At 71.1% G+C, this 16885-nt stretch carries 20 protein-coding genes and 2 pseudogenes; 5 read left to right on the forward strand and 17 right to left on the reverse strand.

Going from position 1 to position 16885, the window contains the following annotated elements:
* Nucleotides 1-59 precede the first annotated feature (59 nt).
* The 5 genes from RV986_RS21065 to tsaB all read right to left on the reverse strand — a co-directional run bounded on the left by RV986_RS21065 (nucleotide 60) and on the right by tsaB (nucleotide 3686).
* Nucleotides 60-1100, reverse strand: a complete 1041-nt coding sequence (locus RV986_RS21065) for a LacI family DNA-binding transcriptional regulator (RefSeq protein WP_475924364.1) — start codon at nucleotides 1098-1100, stop codon at nucleotides 60-62.
* Nucleotides 1101-1176: 76 nt separating this feature from the next.
* Complete coding sequence (locus RV986_RS21070) at nucleotides 1177-1428, reverse strand: hypothetical protein (protein ID WP_475918903.1); 252 nt, start codon at nucleotides 1426-1428, stop codon at nucleotides 1177-1179.
* Nucleotides 1425-2528, reverse strand: a complete 1104-nt coding sequence (gene tsaD, locus RV986_RS21075; RefSeq protein ID WP_475918904.1) for a tRNA (adenosine(37)-N6)-threonylcarbamoyltransferase complex transferase subunit TsaD — start codon at nucleotides 2526-2528, stop codon at nucleotides 1425-1427. The genes RV986_RS21070 and tsaD overlap by 4 nt, the downstream gene beginning before the upstream one ends.
* Nucleotides 2521-3006 (reverse strand): ribosomal protein S18-alanine N-acetyltransferase, encoded by a 486-nt coding sequence (rimI, locus tag RV986_RS21080; RefSeq protein WP_475924365.1) that lies wholly within the window; start codon nucleotides 3004-3006, stop codon nucleotides 2521-2523. The genes tsaD and rimI overlap by 8 nt, the downstream gene beginning before the upstream one ends.
* 17 nt (nucleotides 3007-3023) lie before the next feature.
* Nucleotides 3024-3686, reverse strand: coding sequence for a tRNA (adenosine(37)-N6)-threonylcarbamoyltransferase complex dimerization subunit type 1 TsaB (tsaB, locus tag RV986_RS21085; RefSeq protein ID WP_475918905.1), 663 nt, complete (start codon nucleotides 3684-3686; stop codon nucleotides 3024-3026).
* Between the two features lie 122 nt (nucleotides 3687-3808).
* On the opposite strand from tsaB, the gene RV986_RS21090 reads away from it, so the two are divergent.
* Entirely contained in the window at nucleotides 3809-4363 is a 555-nt protein-coding gene (locus RV986_RS21090; protein ID WP_475918906.1) for a hypothetical protein, read from the forward strand.
* A 137-nt stretch (nucleotides 4364-4500) separates the two neighbouring features.
* Here the strand turns inward: RV986_RS21090 and RV986_RS21095 are convergent, their stop codons facing one another.
* From RV986_RS21095 to RV986_RS21135, 9 genes and pseudogenes are all read right to left on the reverse strand, one after another.
* Complete coding sequence (locus tag RV986_RS21095) at nucleotides 4501-4707, reverse strand: hypothetical protein (RefSeq protein ID WP_475918907.1); 207 nt, start codon at nucleotides 4705-4707, stop codon at nucleotides 4501-4503.
* 132 nt (nucleotides 4708-4839) lie between these two features.
* The gene (gene tsaE / locus RV986_RS21100; protein ID WP_475924366.1) at nucleotides 4840-5364 is read right to left on the reverse strand and encodes a tRNA (adenosine(37)-N6)-threonylcarbamoyltransferase complex ATPase subunit type 1 TsaE; all 525 of its coding nucleotides are present in this window, start codon (nucleotides 5362-5364) and stop codon (nucleotides 4840-4842) included.
* An 88-nt stretch (nucleotides 5365-5452) separates the two neighbouring features.
* Entirely contained in the window at nucleotides 5453-6676 is a 1224-nt protein-coding gene (locus RV986_RS21105; RefSeq protein ID WP_475918908.1) for an alpha/beta fold hydrolase, read from the reverse strand.
* Between the two features lie 170 nt (nucleotides 6677-6846).
* Nucleotides 6847-8001, reverse strand: coding sequence for an alanine racemase (gene alr / locus RV986_RS21110; protein ID WP_475918909.1), 1155 nt, complete (start codon nucleotides 7999-8001; stop codon nucleotides 6847-6849).
* A gap of 46 nt (nucleotides 8002-8047) precedes the next feature.
* Nucleotides 8048-8935, reverse strand: a complete 888-nt coding sequence (locus RV986_RS21115) for a L,D-transpeptidase family protein (RefSeq protein WP_475924367.1) — start codon at nucleotides 8933-8935, stop codon at nucleotides 8048-8050.
* A 257-nt stretch (nucleotides 8936-9192) separates the two neighbouring features.
* Nucleotides 9193-10632: an NAD(P)H-hydrate dehydratase gene (locus RV986_RS21120; RefSeq protein WP_475918910.1), complete on the reverse strand. Its 1440-nt coding sequence runs from the start codon at nucleotides 10630-10632 to the stop codon at nucleotides 9193-9195.
* Nucleotides 10633-10724: 92 nt separating this feature from the next.
* On the reverse strand, nucleotides 10725-11096 hold the full coding sequence (locus RV986_RS21125) for a holo-ACP synthase (protein ID WP_475918911.1): 372 nt from the start codon (nucleotides 11094-11096) through the stop codon (nucleotides 10725-10727).
* Between the two features lie 270 nt (nucleotides 11097-11366).
* Entirely contained in the window at nucleotides 11367-11858 is a 492-nt protein-coding gene (locus tag RV986_RS21130) for a peptidylprolyl isomerase (protein ID WP_475918912.1), read from the reverse strand.
* A 134-nt stretch (nucleotides 11859-11992) separates the two neighbouring features.
* A pseudogene (locus RV986_RS21135) lies at nucleotides 11993-12073 on the reverse strand (alpha/beta hydrolase); the annotation flags it as partial.
* Between the two features lie 67 nt (nucleotides 12074-12140).
* Here RV986_RS21135 and RV986_RS21140 point away from each other — a divergent pair.
* On the forward strand, nucleotides 12141-12545 hold the full coding sequence (locus tag RV986_RS21140; protein ID WP_475918913.1) for an MmyB family transcriptional regulator: 405 nt from the start codon (nucleotides 12141-12143) through the stop codon (nucleotides 12543-12545).
* On the opposite strand, the gene RV986_RS21145 is transcribed toward RV986_RS21140, so the two are convergent.
* The gene (locus RV986_RS21145) at nucleotides 12542-12739 is read right to left on the reverse strand and encodes a hypothetical protein (RefSeq protein WP_475918914.1); all 198 of its coding nucleotides are present in this window, start codon (nucleotides 12737-12739) and stop codon (nucleotides 12542-12544) included. The genes RV986_RS21140 and RV986_RS21145 overlap by 4 nt on opposite strands.
* A gap of 43 nt (nucleotides 12740-12782) precedes the next feature.
* Nucleotides 12783-13188 (reverse strand): annotated as a pseudogene (locus RV986_RS21150) (ATP-binding protein).
* Between the two features lie 221 nt (nucleotides 13189-13409).
* Between RV986_RS21150 and RV986_RS21155 the strand changes: the two are divergent.
* From RV986_RS21155 to RV986_RS21165, 3 genes are read left to right on the forward strand one after another with little or no spacing between them, the layout of a single operon-like run.
* Nucleotides 13410-14261: a helix-turn-helix domain-containing protein gene (locus tag RV986_RS21155; RefSeq protein WP_475918915.1), complete on the forward strand. Its 852-nt coding sequence runs from the start codon at nucleotides 13410-13412 to the stop codon at nucleotides 14259-14261.
* Between the two features lie 4 nt (nucleotides 14262-14265).
* Nucleotides 14266-14478, forward strand: coding sequence for a DUF397 domain-containing protein (locus RV986_RS21160; protein WP_475918916.1), 213 nt, complete (start codon nucleotides 14266-14268; stop codon nucleotides 14476-14478).
* The gene (locus RV986_RS21165; protein ID WP_475918917.1) at nucleotides 14475-14696 is read left to right on the forward strand and encodes a DUF397 domain-containing protein; all 222 of its coding nucleotides are present in this window, start codon (nucleotides 14475-14477) and stop codon (nucleotides 14694-14696) included. Before RV986_RS21160 ends, RV986_RS21165 begins: the two co-directional genes overlap by 4 nt.
* On the opposite strand, the gene glmS is transcribed toward RV986_RS21165, so the two are convergent.
* The gene (gene glmS / locus RV986_RS21170; protein ID WP_475918918.1) at nucleotides 14657-16504 is read right to left on the reverse strand and encodes a glutamine--fructose-6-phosphate transaminase (isomerizing); all 1848 of its coding nucleotides are present in this window, start codon (nucleotides 16502-16504) and stop codon (nucleotides 14657-14659) included. The genes RV986_RS21165 and glmS overlap by 40 nt on opposite strands.
* Nucleotides 16505-16885 lie beyond the last annotated feature (381 nt).

The following is a 16885-nucleotide window of genomic DNA, read 5'->3' on the forward strand; positions in this document are numbered from 1 at the left end:
ACGAACCACCCGCAGCCGCCGAACCGCCCTCGAACACCCCGCCCCTGAGGCGCGGACCCTCAACCCCGCCGCGCCGTACTCGCCCGCACGACCAACTCAGTCGCCAACTCAACCCGAGGAGAAACCGGGTCCTCGCCCAGCGCCAGCCGAAGCACCGTCCGCGTGGCCAGCTTCCCCATGTCCGCGAGCGGCTGCCGCACCGTCGTGAGCGGCGGCGCCGACCACCGGACCTCCGGCAGGTCGTCGAACCCGACGACGCTCATGTCCTCCGGAACCCGCAGCCCCCGCCGCCGCAGGGCCTCGATGGCCCCGAGCGCCATCTGATCACTCGCCGCGAACAGCGCGGTCGGCGGTTCCGCCAGGTCGAGCAGCGTGTTGCAGCCGTCGAAGCCCGCCTGGTGATAGAAGTCCCCCGGCACGATCAGCGCGTCGTCGACCGCGACCCCCGCCGCCTCCAGGGCCGCCCGGTACCCGTCCAGCCGCGCCCGCGAGCACAGCAGCCGCACCGGCCCGGCGACGAAGCCGATCCGGCGATGGCCAAGGCCGAGCAGATGCTCCGTCGCCGCCATCCCGCCCGCCCAGTTGGCGGCGCCGACGGTCGGCACGTCCAGGGTCGGGGACCCCGCCGGATCCACCGCGACCAGCGGCACCCCGAGCCGCCGCAACTCCTCGTGCAGCCGGGGTTCGAGGACGGAGGTCACCAGGATCACGCCGTCCGAGGCCCGGGCGCGCAGATTGGTCATCCACTGCCGCGCGGAGCCCGACGCCCCGTGGATGGCGGAGACCACCGTGCCCACGCCCGACGCGTGCGCGACCTCCTCGACACCCCGGATGATCTCCACGGCCCAGGGGCTGTCGAGGTCGTTGAAGACCAGGTCGATCAGGGCCGCCCGGTCACCCGGCGCGGACGGCCTGCGCCGGTAGCCGTGCTGCCGCAGCAGGTCCTCGATACGGGCCCGGGTCTCCGGCGACACATCGGAACGGCCGTTGACGACACGCGACACGGTGGGCACCGAGACGCCGGCCTGCCGGGCGATCTCGGTGATCGTCACCTTGTTCTTGATGCTCTCCCGGGCCACTGCGCCCACCTCCGTCGACATGTCCAAGCGCGCGAAACCTTGCAGGAGTCTTCCGGAAAAATGAGGTCGGCGTGAAGCCCGGCCGGAAACGAAGGCGTCAGGAGACCGACTCGAACCGCCACCGATGGACCGTCCGGGTCACCAGCTGCCCGTCCGGCTCCGGCAGTTCGGGCAGTTCGGCGTCGTACGACGCGTCCCACCAGGTGATGACGAGCACCCGGTCCTGCGGGGCGCGCAGCACCTCCCGCCGCAGCGGCTCCGCGGACAGTTCCTGCGCCCGCACCCAGGCGAGCAGTTCCCCGCCCCGCCCGGTGACGGCCCGCGCCTCCCACATCAGCGCGACGGTCACGAGTACAGGTTCTCCTTCGAGACCTCATGCACATGATCATGGCCGGATGCCTGCGCACGACCGGGCACATGCGGGTCCGTCACCGGCAGCGAGGAGTCGGCCGAGAGGTCCCAGTCGGAGGCGGCCCGGTTCCGGGAGACCATCTCCGCGCCCAGCGCGGCCACCATCGCCCCGTTGTCCGTGCACAGCTTCGGCCGCGGCACCCGCAGCCGGATCCCGGCGGCCTCGCAGCGCTCCTGCGCGAGCACGCGCAGCCGGGAGTTCGCGGCCACTCCGCCACCGATCATGAGGTGGTCGACGCCCTGGTCCTTGCAGGCCCGTACGGCCTTGCGGGTCAGCACGTCCACCACCGCCTCCTGGAAGGACGCGGCCACATCGCGCACCGGCACCTCCTCCCCCGCGGCCCGCCTGGCCTCGATCCAACGGGCCACCGAGGTCTTCAGACCGGAGAAGGAGAAGTCGTACGCCGCATCGCGCGGCCCGGTGAGCCCGCGCGGGAAGGCGATCGCGGACGGATCGCCCTCCTTCGCGTACCGGTCGATGACCGGACCGCCGGGGAAGCCGAGGTTGAGCACCCGCGCGATCTTGTCGAAGGCCTCGCCGGCGGCGTCGTCGATGGTCGCGCCCATGGGCCGTACGTCGGAGGTGATGTCGGTCGAGAGCAGCAGGGACGAGTGGCCGCCGGAGACGAGCAGCGCCATCGTCGGCTCGGGCAGCGGGCCGTGCTCCAGCTGGTCCACACAGATGTGGGAGGCGAGGTGGTTGACGCCGTACAGCGGCTTGCCCAGCGCGTAGGCGTACGCCTTCGCCGCCGACACGCCGACGAGCAGCGCGCCGGCGAGCCCGGGACCCGCGGTGACCGCGATGCCGTCCAGGTCGGAGGCCTTGACGCCCGCCTCCTTCAGCGCCCGGCCGATGGTCGGCACCATCGCCTCCAGATGGGCACGGGAGGCGACCTCCGGCACCACGCCGCCGAACCGGGCGTGCTCGTCGACGCTGGACGCGATCGCGTCCGCGAGCAGGGTGGTGCCGCGGACGATGCCGACGCCCGTCTCGTCGCAGGAGGTCTCGATACCCAGGACAAGCGGTTCGTCAGCCATTGTTCTCGGTTCCTTGTTCGGTTCCTTGTACGGATGCGGAAGGGTCGGTGAGGCGCATGACCAGGGCGTCGATGTTGCCCGGCTGGTAGTAGCCGCGGCGGAACCCGATGGGCTCGAAGCCGAAGCGCTCGTACAGCTTCTGCGCGCGGACGTTGTCCACACGGCACTCCAGCAGTACCTCGGCGCACTCGAACGCGGTCGCGGCCCGCAGCAGCTCGGCCAGCAGCCGGGAGCCGAGGCCGGTGCTCCACTGTTCACGGCGTACGGCGATCGTCTGTACGTCGCCCAGGTCGCCGGAGGAGGCGAGCCCGGCGTACCCGACGAGCCGGCCGCCCTCGGTCGCGACCACATACCGGCGCGTCGCCTCGGGCCCGCGCGCGTGGGCCAGCTCGGACCAGAACATCCCCCGCGACCAGGCGTCCTCGGGGAAGAGGTCCTTCTCCAGCTCCAGTACGGAATCGATGTCCCACCAGCGCATCTCGCGCAGCTCGACGGTCACTTCGGGGTGACCACCTTGTAGTTCTTGGGTACCTGGGCGTCCGGGCGGCGCAGATAGAGCGGCCGGGGTGCTTCCAGTTCCTCGCCCGCGGCCAGCTTCTCGGCCGCCAGGGAGGCGAGCGCGGCCGCCGAGACGTGCTCGGGCGCGCGGGCGTCCGGGAAGGTGTCGGGATACAGCAGCGCGCCCGCGCCGAAGGCGGGCAGTCCCGCCACGGCCTCGGCGATCTCGGCGGGCCGGTCGACGGCCGGCTCCGAGACACGGGTGCGGGGGTCGTCGTACCGGGCCCAGTACACCTCCTTGCGCCGGGCGTCCGTCGCGACGACGAAGGGCCCCTCCACGTGAGCACCGTCCACGGCGTACGCGAGCCCGTCGAGGGTGCACAGGCCGTACACGGGCACGCCGAGCGCGAGACCGAAGGTGTCGGCGGTCATGAGGCCGACACGCAGCCCGGTGTACGGGCCGGGGCCGACGCCCACGACGACGCCGGTGACGGCGTCCAGCTTGAGGCCTGCCTCGGTGAGCACCCGGTCGACGGCCGGCAGCAGCAGCTCTCCGTGCCGGCGCGCGTCCACCTGGCTCGACGAGGCGATGACGGACGTGCCGTCGTGCAGGGCGACGGTCACGGCGGGGGTGGCGGTATCCAGAGCGAGCAAGAGCACGCAAACAGCCTACGGCGCCCGAGCGCGACGCACGGCCGCCCCGGTCTGCGGGGCGGCTGCTGCTACCGTCACCACAAAGGACGTAAAGGACACACGCGCGGCACGAGAGGCGGGTACACAAGGTGGCTAGGAGCAGCTCGGGATTCGTGGCCGGGCTCACCGCGGCGGCCGTCGCGGTGGTCGGCTTCCTCGCCTACCAGGCGTCCGCGAACGTACCGGACACCCTGGGCAAGCCCTTCGCGAGCGCGTCCCCCAAGGCCCCCACCAAGAAGGCTCCCCGGGACAAGAACAACCCGGTGGCGCTGCCCGCCGACTCCGGCAGGGGCGAGCGGGTCGTGTACTCGGTCGACGACGACCGCGTGTGGCTGGTCACGGAGACCAACAAGGCCGAGCGCACCTTCAGGGTCACCCCCGGCACAGTGGACCCGGCCGTCGGTACCTACGGCGTCACCTCGCGTTCGAAGGCCGTCACCGGATCGGACGGCGCCCAGGTCGAGCACGTCGTCCGCTTCACCGTCGTCGACGGCGTGGCGATCGGCTTCAGCGCCGCCATGGACGGTTCCACGGCCTCCCCCGACTCCGCCAAGAAGCTGGGCGGCATCCGCGAGTCCCGCACGGACGGCACCGCGATGTGGAACTTCGCGACGATCGGCGTAAAGGTAGTCGTCATCCAGTAACCGTCGCCGGTCATTCAGTGCTGACGTCGTTCAGTGAACGGCGGACCCGCGCAGGAGCGCCCCTTCAGGGGCGCGGGGAACTGCGCGACAAGCCCCCACCGGCCCGCAGCCGAAGAACCACCCCTCCAGCGGAGCGCTCACGCGGCCCTGCGAGGCCGCTCCACCGCCCGCGGCGCCTCCGGCGCGGGCGCCATCGGCGGCCGGGACACCGCGTCGGCGGCGGCACACGACGCCAACAGATCCCGCATCGACACCCCGGCCATCCCAGCCACCCCGGCCGCCCCGGCCACCCCGTCCGCCACACACGGCTGCTGCACCGGCACGTCACGTTCTGAAGCCGACATGGACGCCTCCTGGGGCTCCGGGGGCACTCGTGGTTAGGTAGACCTAACTACGGACTGATGTCCATGTGACCACGCCCGGGATGCCGAACGCAACATCTTGCCGACGACTTGTCGGAACGTTCAAAGGCGGAGTCAGGCCGCGAGCACGCCCAGGTCCGCCGTCGCCCAGCGCTCCCCGAGCCCGGTCAGCGTGACGTGCCGTACCTCGTCGGTGGTGTCGCCGACGGCCCGGTGGATGACGATGTGCAGGCGGTCGTCGGTCAGCTCCTCGACCTTGCCCTCGCCCCATTCCACGACGATCACCGAGTCGGAGAGCGAGACGTCGAGATCGAGGTCCTCCATCTCGTCGAGCCCGCCGCCCAGGCGGTACGCGTCCACGTGCACGAGCGGCGGACCCTCGCCGAGGGAGGGGTGCACACGGGCGATCACGAACGTCGGGGAGGTGACCGCCCCGCGCACGCCGAGCCCCTCGCCGAGTCCGCGGGTCAGTGTCGTCTTGCCCGCGCCGAGCTCTCCGTTCAGCATCACGAGATCGCCCGCGCGCAGCAGTTTGGCCAGGTGAAGGCCCAACTCCCGCATCTGCTCGGGCGAGTTGACGGTGATCCGGACCGGCACGCCACCGGGCGTCGAGGTGTGCGATGTCGCGAGTTCTTCCATCATCACTCACTTGCGGTAGTAGTCTGATCACGCCCCGCGAGGGGCCGGTTCGGGCTGGACCGCAGCCGAAGGCTGGAAGCCACCTCTGTCAGGAGGAGGCGGAGTCACAGCCACCCACGGTAGCCGTGGTGGGCATCGCCCCGGTGCGGGCGAGCAGATCAGCGAGGCGGTCGGTGACGACTATCGGGTGCTCCAGCATCACAAGGTGCCCCGCGTCCGGTACCAGTACCAACTCTGCGCCCGGCAACGCGTCGGCGATCGCCTCGCTGTGCTCGCTCGGCGTCACCATGTCCCCGACCCCGGCCAGCACGAGGACCGGCAGCTCGGCGAAATACGCCAGCGCCTCGGTCTTGTCGTGCTCGGTGAACGCCGGGTAGAACTCGGCGACCACGTCGATCGGGGTGCCCTCGATCATCCGTTCGGCGAACCGCGCGACGGCCGGGTCGACGTCCCGGGACGCGAACGAGTACCGCTTGATGATCCCCGCGAACAGGTCGGCCGTGGCCCGCCGCCCCCGCTCCACCAGGGCGGCCTGCTGACCGAGCGCCTTCAGTACGCCGGGCAGCACGCGCCGCACGACGTTGACGCCCGCGACCGGCAGCCCGAAGTTGACCTCGCCGAGCCGCCCCGACGACGTACCGACGAGCGCGACGGCGACGACCCGGTCCCGGACGAGGTCCGGGTACTGGTCGGCCAGCGCCATGACGGTCATCCCGCCCATCGAATGCCCGACCAGCACGATCGGCCCCGCGGGCACGGCCGCGTCGATGACGGCCTTCAGGTCCTGACCGAGCTGGTCGATGGAGACCGGCGTCCCGTCCTTCGTCTGGGCGACCCCGCGCCCGGAGCGGCCGTGGCTGCGCTGGTCCCAGTGCACCGTGCGCACCACACCGCGCAGGGCGGCACGCTGGAAGTGCCAGGAGTCCTGGTTGAGGCAGTACCCGTGGCTGAAGACGACGGTGACGGGGGCCGGAACCTTGCGCCCGAAGAGCCGCCGCCGGCGTGGGGTGAACGTCACATCCTGCTCGATGTCGTCCACCTCGTAGTACAACTCGGTGCCGTCGTCGGCGTACGCCTTGCCGGGGGTGCCGCGCAGCGAGCCGAACGGGCCCGTCGAGTCGAGCGCGAGACGGGCCCTGTTGCGCATGCCGCGGCCGACCGTGAGCCGCTCTATGGCGACTCCGGCGGCGGCGCCCGCGGCGACCACGCCTATGGCCACACCGGCGATACCGGCCTTGCGCCAGTTCCCGGCGGCGGAGGCGACGGCCGCCGCGGCGACGTCCGTGACGGCCTCCGCGCTGCTCTCGCTCACGTACCGCTCCTCTTCGCCGGGGTGTCGTTCACTTCAGAAAGTCGTGCTGAGGGTCGTGCCTCGGGTGGTGCCGGTCGTGCTGAAAGTGGTGCCGTAAGTACCTCTGACGGGGCAACTATGTCCTGTTGCCCTGTTGTCCTGCGCGGGGCACCCCTTGTACTCCTTGCGGGTTACCCGTCTTGTTCCTTGTTCACGTGTACGCGCGGCACTCGGGTTCCGATCCGGGTGACGATTTCATACGCGATCGTGCCCGCGGCCCGTGCCCAGTCCTCGGCGGTCGGCTCGCCCCGGTCGCCCGGACCGAACAGGATCGCCTCCGAACCGGGCGCCGGCTCGTCCCCGCCGAGATCGACCACGAACTGGTCCATCGCGACCCGGCCCGCGACCGTCCGCCATTTGCCCCCCACCAGGACCGGCCCGGTGCCGGAGGCGTGGCGCGGGATGCCGTCCGCGTACCCGACGGGGACCAGGCCGAGGGTGGTGGGGCCCGGAGTGACGTAGTGGTGCCCGTAACTGACGCCGTGACCGCCCGGCACGTGCTTCACCAGCGCGAGGGACGCGCTCAGTGTCATCACGGGGCGCAGTCCGAAGTCGGCCGGGGCGCCGATCTCGGGGCTGGGCGAGATGCCGTAGACCGCGATCCCCGTCCGTACGAGGTCGAAGTGGCTCTCGGGGAGGGTCAGCGTGGCCGCCGAGTTGGCGATGTGCCGCACCTCGGGGCGCACGCCCTGCTCCTCGGCGTACGACACCATCTCGCGGAAGCGGCGCAGTTGGGCCTGGACGGAGGGATGCCCGGGTTCGTCGGCGCAGGCGAGGTGCGACCAGAGTCCGGTGACGGAGACCAGCCCCCGGGCCTCGGCGCGCAGCGCCTCGCGCACGAGTTCGGGCCAGTCGGTGGGCTGGCTGCCGCCGCGCCCGAGCCCGGTGTCGGCCTTGAGCTGTACCCGGGCCACCGCCCCGGCCGCCCCGGCCGCCGCGGTGACCTCCCGCAAGGCCCACATCCCGCTCACCGACACGTCGAGGTCGGCCTCGACGGCCTCCCGCCACGGGCCGCCCGGCGTCCACAGCCAGCACATGATCCGGTGGTCGGTCAGGCCCGCCGCGCGCAGGGCGAGGGCCTCCTCGGGGGTGGCGGTGCCGAGCCAGGTGGCGCCCGCCGCCAGGGCCGCGCGGGCACACGGGAGGGCCCCGTGGCCGTATGCGTCGGCCTTGACCACGGCCATCAGGGCCGCGGACGGCGCGTGGGCGCGCAGGGTCCGCACGTTGGCTCGCAGGGCGGCCAGGTCGATCTCTGCGCGGGCGCGCAGGGGTGCTGTCTCGTTCATCGCGCCCCCAGTGTCTCAGAGGGGCCCGAGAGCCCCCGGAGGACGGTCAGGTGCCGGACCTGCGACCCCACACGTACACCCGGTCGTTCGTCTTGGTGACGCTCCACAGACTGCGGGCGTCGGCGAGGCGCAGATTGACACAGCCCCACGAGCCGTTCGGGTCGTAGACGCTGCCGTAGATGGCGTGGAAGGCCTGTCCACCGCTGAAGAACTGGCTGTACGGCATTGCGTTGTTGTAGAGCGTCGACCAGTGGTTCTTGTGCTTCCAGTAGACCTTGAACCAGCCGGTCCTGGTCCGGTACCCGGCCCGCCCGCTGCGCATCGGCACCGGTCCCCACAGCACCTTCTTCCCCTTCTGCACCCAGGTGAGCTGACGGTTCAGATCCACGCAGGCGACGCGGTACGAGCGGACGGGGCACTTACCGGCCGCGTTCGGGTTCTTCCTGGCGGACAGCAGCTGCATCGTGGCCCAGGTGACGGGGCCCGCGAAGCCGATGTTCGGCTTGATCTTCTGCTTGGTCTGGAACGCCCGGACGGCGGCGCAGTCGGCCGCCGACTGCTTCCCGTCCACCTTCAGCTTCAGCCAACGCTCGACCTGCTTCTGGTACGGCCCGGTCTGCTTGCTGCACGCCACGGTCCGGCCGGCGGCGGCGTCGCTGAGGGGTACGTACTCGATGAGCGCGTACGTCCCCGCCGGGGCGTCCTTCGGTTCGACGGCGTCCTCGCCCGCGCTCGGCCGGTACACCCTCGGCGGCAGCATCTGGTCCGGCGTGTCCACCTGCCAGGGCTGATGCAGGCCCGGTGCCACGCCGGGCACCAGCTCACGGCCCGGCCCGGGCGCCGGCGGCCCGGCATCCGCCACCGCACCCTCCACGGGCACCACCAGCAGCGCGAGGAGCACCCCCACGCTCCGGCATCTCGTTCGTCTGCTCATCATCATGCGACCAGCGATACGCAACACCAAGACGCCCACCGGTGAGCCGCGCGGACGGAGTCCCCCGTAATGGGCAACGCAGCCCCGGCCTCAGGGGCGCGGGGGTCCGGGGCGCAGCCCCGACTCAAGGGGCGCGGGGAACTGCGCGCCCAGCCCCCACCGGCCCGCAGCCGAAGAACCCACCCGGGGGGTCTGGGGGCGGAGCCCCCAGGTAGGGATGGGACGGGTAGGGGCGGCGGGGGCGAGGAACCCGGGGCTCAGCTCAGCGCATCGCGTACATCCCGCCAAGCCTCCGGAACCGCCGCCGCGACATCATGCGCCCCCAAGGGCGCCCCACCCGCCGCAAACCTCCCCGCCAGCCCATGCAGATACGCACCCACACTCCCCGCATCCAACGCCGACACCCCCGCCGCCAGCAACGACCCCGCCAGCCCCGACAACACGTCCCCACTCCCCGCCGTGGCCAGCCACGCCGTCCCCGTCGGATTCACCCGCACCGCCCCACCCCCCGGATCGGCGACCAGCGTCGTGGACCCCTTCAGCAGCACGGTCGCCCCATAACGAAGCGCCAGCTCCCGCACCGACGCCAGCCGAGCCCCCTCCACCGACTCCCGCGAAACCCCGAGCAACGCCGCCGCCTCCCCGGCATGCGGAGTCATCAACGTGGGCGCGGTGCGGTCCCGTACGGCGGCCCGGTCCGCGAGCCGCAGCCCGTCCGCGTCCACCAGCACCGGCACGTCCGCCCCGAGCACCTCCGCCACCATCGACACGTCGTCCCCGACCCCGGGCCCCACCACCCACGCCTGGACCCGCCCGGCCCGCGCGGGCCCCCGGTCCGACACGAGCGTCTCGGGAAAGCGGGAGATCACGGCATCCGCCGCGGGCCCGACGTACCGCACCGCCCCCGCCCCACCCCGCAACGCCCCGGACACGGCGAGCACGGCGGCCCCGGGATACCGCGCGGACCCGGCCGCGATCCCGACGACCCCCCGCCGGTACTTGTCGCTCTCCGCCCCCGGCACCGGCAGCCGCGCCGCCACGTCCGCGTGCTGCAGAGCCTCCAGTTCGGCCTCGTCGGGCAGGTCGAGCCCGATGTCGACGAGGCGTACGGAACCGGCGTACTCGCGCCCCGGGTCGATGAGCAGCCCGGGTTTGTGCGTCCCGAAGGTCACCGTCAGATCGGCGCGGACGGCGGCGCCGCGGACCTCGCCCGTATCGGCCTCGATCCCGCTCGGCAGGTCCACGGCGACCACGGCCGCCCGGGAGGCGGCGGCGTACCCGGCCGGCGGCACCGCCTCGGGCCGCAGCCCGCCCTTGCCCCCGATCCCGACGATCCCGTCCACGACGAGGTCGGCCCGCAGGATCAACTCCTCGGCCGCACCGGACCCGGCCACCGTGCCGCCGGCCCGCCGCAGCGCGGCCAGGCCCGCGCCATGCGTCCGTTCGGGTGCGAGCAGCACCGCGGTGACGCCCGCCCCGCGCCGGGCGAGCCGCGCCCCGGCGTACAGGGCGTCCCCGCCGTTGTCCCCGCTGCCGACCAGCAGTACGACCCGGCCGCCGTAGACCCGCCCCAGCAACTCCGCGCAGGCGGCGGCCAGTCCGGCGGCCGCACGCTGCATCAGCGCTCCCTCGGGCAGCCGCGCCATCAGCTCCCGCTCCGCAGTCCTTACGGTCTCCACGCTGTACGCAGTACGCATGGATCGAGTCTCCCGTACGGACGCTTTCGGCGCCGCCCCGGCCGCGCCCCGGCCGGCCGGGACCAGCCGCCCGCGCCTCCAGGGGCGGGGCGCTACCCCTCCGCCACCACCACCGCCGAGGCCACCCCCGCGTCATGGCTCAGCGACACATGCCACGAGCGGACGCCCAGTTCGGCCGCCCGCGCCGCCACCGTCCCCGTCACCCGCAGCCGCGGCCGGCCGCTGTCCTCGACGTAGACCTCCGCGTCCACCCAGTGCATGCCCGCCGGGGCGCCCAGCGCCTTGGCGACCGCCTCCTTCGCGGCGAAGCGCGCGGCCAGCGACGCGATGCCCCGGCGCTCCCCGCTCGGCAGGTGCAACTCCTGGTCCAGGAAAAGCCGTTGGGCCAGCCCCGGCGTACGCTCCAGCGACGCGCGGAACCGGTCGATCTCGGCCACGTCGATACCGACCCCGATGATGCTCATGCCCAGCACCTTAGGGGCCTGACGGTCGCCGACGCCGTCAGGCCCGGGACCTCGGGTCGTTCGACTGCGGCCCGCACCGAGGTCGGATGCTGTTGGCCAACCCGGTCGGCCACGTCGGCTCCGTGGCATGTGTGCCGGAAACCGTGAACACTAGATCGGTTTAGTGCTCACGGTTTCCGGGGAGAGTGTTCCCTGCGGCGGATTTGCCAACAGCATCCGAGGTCGATGCGGGCCACAGCGGTCCGGGCCCGCCGCGCGGGCCCGGGTCTCTCAGACGGTGCCGGAGTCCTCGATGACGATCTTCTTGGCCGTGTCACCGGAACGGCTGCCGAGCTTCTCGACGGCCCTGACGACGTCCATGCCCTCGACGACCTCACCGAAGACGACGTGCTTGCCGTCGAGCCAGTCGGTGACGATCGTGGTGATGAAGAACTGGGAGCCGTTGGTGTTCGGGCCGGCGTTGGCCATGCTCAGCAGACCCGGCTTGGTGTGCTTGAGCTTGAAGTTCTCGTCCGCGAACTTCGTACCGTAGATGCTCTTGCCACCGGTGCCGTTCTGGTTGGTGAAGTCACCGCCCTGCAGCATGAAGTCCGGAATGACGCGGTGGAAGGGCGAGCCCTTGTAGCCGAACCCGTTCTGGCCGGTGGCCAGCTCACGGAAGTTGCGGGCCGTCTCCGGTACCACGTCGTCGTACAGCTTGAACTCGATCCGGCCGAGCGGCTCCCCGTCCGCGGACACCTCGAAGAAGACGTTCTGTCCCATGGCTCTGCTCCTCTTGAATTCGAAAGTACGTGTCCGAGAATAAGAGACACCGGCCTACGCGTCGCAGCGGCACCACAGCGGCGAGGGTGACGAAGGCATTCCGAAAGTCCATGGTGCCGCGCCGGGTGAGCGGGTCAGCCGAGCTTGAGCAGCAGGTCGGCGAGGTCGGCCGGTGCGGTGATCATGCAGTCGTGACCGGTCGCCAATTCCCACACCGTCCTCGATGATCAGCCCGACGACGTCGTCGACGTGCGTGTCGAGCCCTGCCTCGGGGCCGGCCAGATGGGACTTGTCTGCCTGCGGGACGTGTTCCTCGACCCCGCCGAGCAGGCCCTCCACCCGGACTGGCAGAACGCCGCCATGGGCATGGTCGCCGGCTTCCGCGAGTCCGTCGGCGCCGACACGGACGACCCCCGGTTCATCGAGCTCGTCGGCGAGCTGTCCCTCGCCAGCCCTCTCTTCAGTCGGCTCTGGGCCCGCCACGACGTGGAGGCGTGCGAAGGCGCACCCAAGCACATCGACCACCCCCAGGTCGGCGGCCTACGGCTGAACCGGGAAAGGCTGGGCATCGGCGGCACGGCGGGCCAGATGCTCATCGTCTACCACCCGGACCCCGGCACCGACACCGCCGACAAACTGGCCCTCCTCGCCTCCGCCCTACGGACACCGGTGGGCACGAGCCACTAGCTGTCGCCGTCACCGCCGCTCCGGTTCACGCTCCGGCGCTGCTTCTTCGCGGAACTGCGGACCAGCTCGCCCAGCGTCAGCGTCACGAGCGCCACGCCCCGGACCCAGCGGGGCCCGCCGCGCGACGCCCACACCACACACACGCACCCACCGATGACAAGCACCAGGAGACCGGCCAGCACCAGAACACCCATGTTCCCCACCCTGCATTCGCATACCCGTACGGTCCCGGTGATCCTAGGCCGCCACCAGCTCGCACCACACGTCACTGCCCGTGCCTGGTCAGCGGCTGCCACGACCACGCGTCGGCGCAGGCCCGGACCAGCGCGAGGCCCCGCCCCTCCTCCGCGTCGACGAGCCGGTCCCACGACAGGGACGCCTCCGGCGGCCGCGGGTCCGCGTCCCACGCGCCGATACGCAGGACCCCCGCCCGCCACTGCACCCGCAGCGCCGCCTGCCCCTTCGTATGCCGTACGGCATTGGAGACCAGCTCGGCCGCGATCAGCTCCGCGACGTCGGTGAGGCGGATCAGGCCGTGCAGAGTGAGGATCAGCCGGACGGTACGGCGACTGACGGTGACGGCGCGGAGGTCGTGGGGGATGTACATCATGTACTCCCAGGGTTCGGCGGAGGTTTCGGACATGGGTGAACTCCGTTCGAGGGAAGGGGAGTTGAGCGGACCGGGCGGTGGCCGTGCCGCAGCCGTCATGGCAGGACGGAGCGGTGCGCTTCCGGCGCCCCCGGGTTTCGCAGCGTGTGCGTCACATCACCGACGGTAGACTTAACTATTTAGATTTCGCAAGCGAGTCGCGTAGCCTGACCCCGAACGAGTCGCGCTTGCGGGCGCGTTGAGAGGAGCTGTCGATGACACTGAGGAGCGAGCCAACGGCACGCCAGCTGCGCCTGGCGGTCGAGCTACGCAGGCTCCGCGACTCGGCAGGCCTCACGGCCCGAGAGGCAGCAACCCTGCTCGGCGTAAGCGCCCCGCAGATCAGCCAGATCGAGGCGGCCCTCGCAGGTGTGAGCGAGAAGCGGCTACGCCGCCTGGCGGCCAACTACGCCTGCTCGGACGTCGAGTTGATCGATGCCTTGGTGGCCATGGCGACCGACCGGACGCGTGGCTGGTGGGAGGATTACCGGGGGTTCCTGCCAACGCAGTTCCTGGATCTGTCGGAGCTGGAACACCACGCCAGTTACCGGTGGGACGTGGACTTCCTGCACGTCCCGGGCCTACTACAGACCGAGGAGTACGCCCGGGCGCTCTTCTCCTACGTGAACCCGGAGTTCCCGGAGAGCGAGGTGGAGCGCTGGGTGGAACACCGGATGAAGCGCAAGGTCATCATCGAGCGCCCCGACCCGATCCCGTACGAGACCCTGATCCATGAGGCGGCTCTGCGTATCAGAGCCGGCGACCGTGCCACGGCACGGGCTCAGCTCGCCCGCATCCTGAAACTCTCCGAAGCCGACCACATCACCGTGCGCGTCATTCCCTTCGACCTGGATGGCTTCGGAGGAGCCGGAAGCTCCATGGTGTACGCGGGTGGCCCCGTCTCCACGCTGGACACCGTGGTGCGCGACGGGCCTAACGGTCCCGTGTTCATCGACGCCGAAGCCCAACTCAGCCGCTATCGAACGCTCTTCCGTAGGGTAGGTGCGGTGTCACTCGAAGCCGAGCATTCGCGTGACTTCATCCACCGGCTGACCAAGGAGCTGTAAGGACATGACGACCCCCGACGCCTGGCAGAAGTCGTCCTTTTCCGGCGGTGGCCAGGGCGACGCCTGCGTGCAGATCGCCAGGCGCCACACCCACATAGCCATCCGCGACTCCAAGACCCCTTCCAGGGCCACCCTCACGTTCCCGACCGGAGCCTTCGCCCCCTTCATCGAAGCCCTGCGCACCGACTTCGCCAGGTTCCGCGAAGGCACCCCATGACCACCCCCGACAACTGGCGGAAGTCGTCCTACTCCGACGGCGGTGACGGAAACGACTGCGTGGAAATCGCGAGCTCACCCACCCACACAGCCATCCGCGACTCCAAGGCCCCAGCCGACCGCACCCTCACCTTCCCGACCGGAGCCTTCACCCCCTTCGTCGAAGCCCTGAAGACGGCTCACTCCACCGTGACCGACTTCGCCAGGTTCCGCGGCTGATCCACCTCGTTCCCCCGCGCCGTGGCCAGCTCACAGGCGAACACCTGCAACGGAACCGTGGCCACCAGCGGCTGCAACAGCGTCGGCGTCACAGGGATCCGGATGAGATGGTCGGCGTACGGAACGACCGCCTCGTCCCCCTCCTCCGCGATCACGATCGTGCGCGCACCCCTCGCCCGGATCTCCTGGATGTTGGAGACGATCTTGTCGTGGAGGACGGACCGGCCGCGTGGGGAGGGCACGACCACGACCACCGGCAGATCGTCCTCGATCAGTGCGATCGGCCCGTGCTTCAACTCGCCCGCCGCGAAGCCCTCGGCGTGCATGTACGCCAGCTCCTTGAGCTTGAGCGCACCCTCCAGCGCGACCGGATAGCCGACGTGCCGGCCCAGGAACAGCACCGTGTCCTTCTCGGCGAGCGACCGCGCCAGCTCGCGTACCGGCTCCATGGTCTCCAGGACCCGGTCGACCTCGGCGGAGATACGGGACAGGTCCCGGATGACGGCCTGGATCTCGTCACCCCACTTGGTGCCGCGCACCTGGCCCAGATAGAGCGCGACCAGATAGCAGGCGACCAACTGCGTCAGGAACGCCTTGGTGGACGCGACGGCGACTTCCGGACCGGCGTGCGTGTACAGCACGGCGTCCGACTCGCGGGGGATCGTCGAGCCGTTGGTGTTGCAGATCGCCAGCACCTTGGAGCCCTGCTCGCGGGCGTGTCTCAGCGCCATCAGCGTGTCCATGGTTTCGCCGGACTGCGAGATGGCGATGACCAGGGAGCGCGCGCCCAGGATCGGGTCCCGGTAACGGAACTCGCTCGCCAGCTCCACCTCGCACGGGATCCGCGTCCAGTGCTCGATGGCGTACTTGGCGATCAGCCCGGCGTGGAAGGCGGTCCCGCACGCGACGATGACGACCTTGTCGACCTCGCGCAGCTCGTGGACGGGGATGCGCACCTCGTCCAGCGTGAGCGAACCGGCCGCGTCGATCCGGCCCAGGAGCGTGTCGGCGACCGCCTTGGGCTGCTCGGCGATCTCCTTGAGCATGAAGTAGTCGTACCCGCCCTTTTCGGCCGCCGAGGCGTCCCAGTCCACGTGATACGAACGCACGTCGGCGGGCCGGCCGTCGAAGCCGGTGACCGTCACCCCGTCCCGGCGCAGCTCCACCACCTGGTCCTGACCCAGCTCGATCGCCGACCGCGTATGGGCGATGAACGCGGCGACGTCCGAGGCGAGAAAGGCCTCGCCTTCTCCGACGCCCACCACGAGCGGCGAGTTGCGCCGCGCGCCCACGACCACATCGGGCTCGTCGGCGTGCACCGCGACGAGCGTGAACGCGCCCTCAAGGCGTCGGCACACGAGCCGCATCGCCTCCGCGAGGTCGTCGCTCGCCGAGAACTCCTCGGCGAGCAGATGCGCGACCACCTCGGTGTCCGTCTCGGAGGCCAGGTCGTGCCCGCGCTCGGTCAACTCGGCACGCAGGAGCGCGAAGTTCTCGATGATCCCGTTGTGCACGACGGCGACGCGGCCCGCGTTGTCGAGATGCGGATGCGCGTTCGCGTCCGTGGGACCTCCGTGCGTGGCCCACCTGGTGTGCCCGATCCCCGTGGTACCCGTCGGCAACGGCCGGTCAACCAGCTCCTTCTCCAGGTTGACCAGCTTCCCGGCCCGCTTCGCGGCAGCGAGCCCGCCGTCCGCCGGCACGGCGACACCCGCCGAGTCGTACCCCCGGTACTCCAGTCGCTTCAGTCCGGCCATCACCACATCAAGCGCCGACTGCGACCCCACGTATCCCACGATTCCGCACATGCGCCGCAGCCTAGGCGCCAGGAGCCGCCCGAACCCGGCACTTCGTGCCCGAATTCGGAAATTCTGGCCGGGCCGACATTCGGCCATCCTGGTCCTCGGAGACGCCCTCGCCCGCTACCACGGCCACGCGAGCGGATGCGCCTGGGCAGCGGCGAACTTCGCCCCCGTCGGCAAGGCACTCACCGCGTTCTCCGACGAGGTCCAGGCCCTGGACGCCGCCGCTCCGTACCGCCGACGGCGGAGAGGCCGAACTGTCCGTCTTCGACAACATCATCGGGGTCGACCGGCCGGCCCTGGGCGAGATCCGAGGCGTCATCGCCGAGCTCGCGGACCGGCTCGGGGCAGGGGTCCTCACCCCCCGCGGCACGTTCCTGTTTCATG

This window comes from Streptomyces sp. RLA012, from assembly GCF_056270325.1.

Excerpts from the sequence above, each read along its gene's own strand:
- tsaD (WP_475918904.1), bottom strand. The coding sequence starts at position 2,528 with ATGGCTGACGAACCGCTTGTCCTGGGTATCGAGACCTCCTGCGACGAG.
- RV986_RS21165 (WP_475918917.1), top strand. The coding sequence starts at position 14,475 with ATGACCACCCCCGACAACTGGCGGAAGTCGTCCTACTCCGACGGCGGT.
- RV986_RS21095 (WP_475918907.1), bottom strand. The coding sequence starts at position 4,707 with ATGTCGGCTTCAGAACGTGACGTGCCGGTGCAGCAGCCGTGTGTGGCG.
- RV986_RS21160 (WP_475918916.1), top strand. The coding sequence starts at position 14,266 with ATGACGACCCCCGACGCCTGGCAGAAGTCGTCCTTTTCCGGCGGTGGC.
- RV986_RS21140 (WP_475918913.1), top strand. The coding sequence starts at position 12,141 with ATGGGACTTGTCTGCCTGCGGGACGTGTTCCTCGACCCCGCCGAGCAG.
- RV986_RS21120 (WP_475918910.1), bottom strand. The coding sequence starts at position 10,632 with ATGCGTACTGCGTACAGCGTGGAGACCGTAAGGACTGCGGAGCGGGAG.
- rimI (WP_475924365.1), bottom strand. The coding sequence starts at position 3,006 with ATGCGCTGGTGGGACATCGATTCCGTACTGGAGCTGGAGAAGGACCTC.
- RV986_RS21125 (WP_475918911.1), bottom strand. The coding sequence starts at position 11,096 with ATGAGCATCATCGGGGTCGGTATCGACGTGGCCGAGATCGACCGGTTC.
- tsaE (WP_475924366.1), bottom strand. The coding sequence starts at position 5,364 with ATGGAAGAACTCGCGACATCGCACACCTCGACGCCCGGTGGCGTGCCG.
- RV986_RS21115 (WP_475924367.1), bottom strand. The coding sequence starts at position 8,935 with ATGAGCAGACGAACGAGATGCCGGAGCGTGGGGGTGCTCCTCGCGCTG.
- RV986_RS21155 (WP_475918915.1), top strand. The coding sequence starts at position 13,410 with ATGACACTGAGGAGCGAGCCAACGGCACGCCAGCTGCGCCTGGCGGTC.
- RV986_RS21065 (WP_475924364.1), bottom strand. The coding sequence starts at position 1,100 with ATGTCGACGGAGGTGGGCGCAGTGGCCCGGGAGAGCATCAAGAACAAG.
- RV986_RS21130 (WP_475918912.1), bottom strand. The coding sequence starts at position 11,858 with ATGGGACAGAACGTCTTCTTCGAGGTGTCCGCGGACGGGGAGCCGCTC.
- alr (WP_475918909.1), bottom strand. The coding sequence starts at position 8,001 with ATGAACGAGACAGCACCCCTGCGCGCCCGCGCAGAGATCGACCTGGCC.
- RV986_RS21145 (WP_475918914.1), bottom strand. The coding sequence starts at position 12,739 with ATGGGTGTTCTGGTGCTGGCCGGTCTCCTGGTGCTTGTCATCGGTGGG.
- glmS (WP_475918918.1), bottom strand. The coding sequence starts at position 16,504 with ATGTGCGGAATCGTGGGATACGTGGGGTCGCAGTCGGCGCTTGATGTG.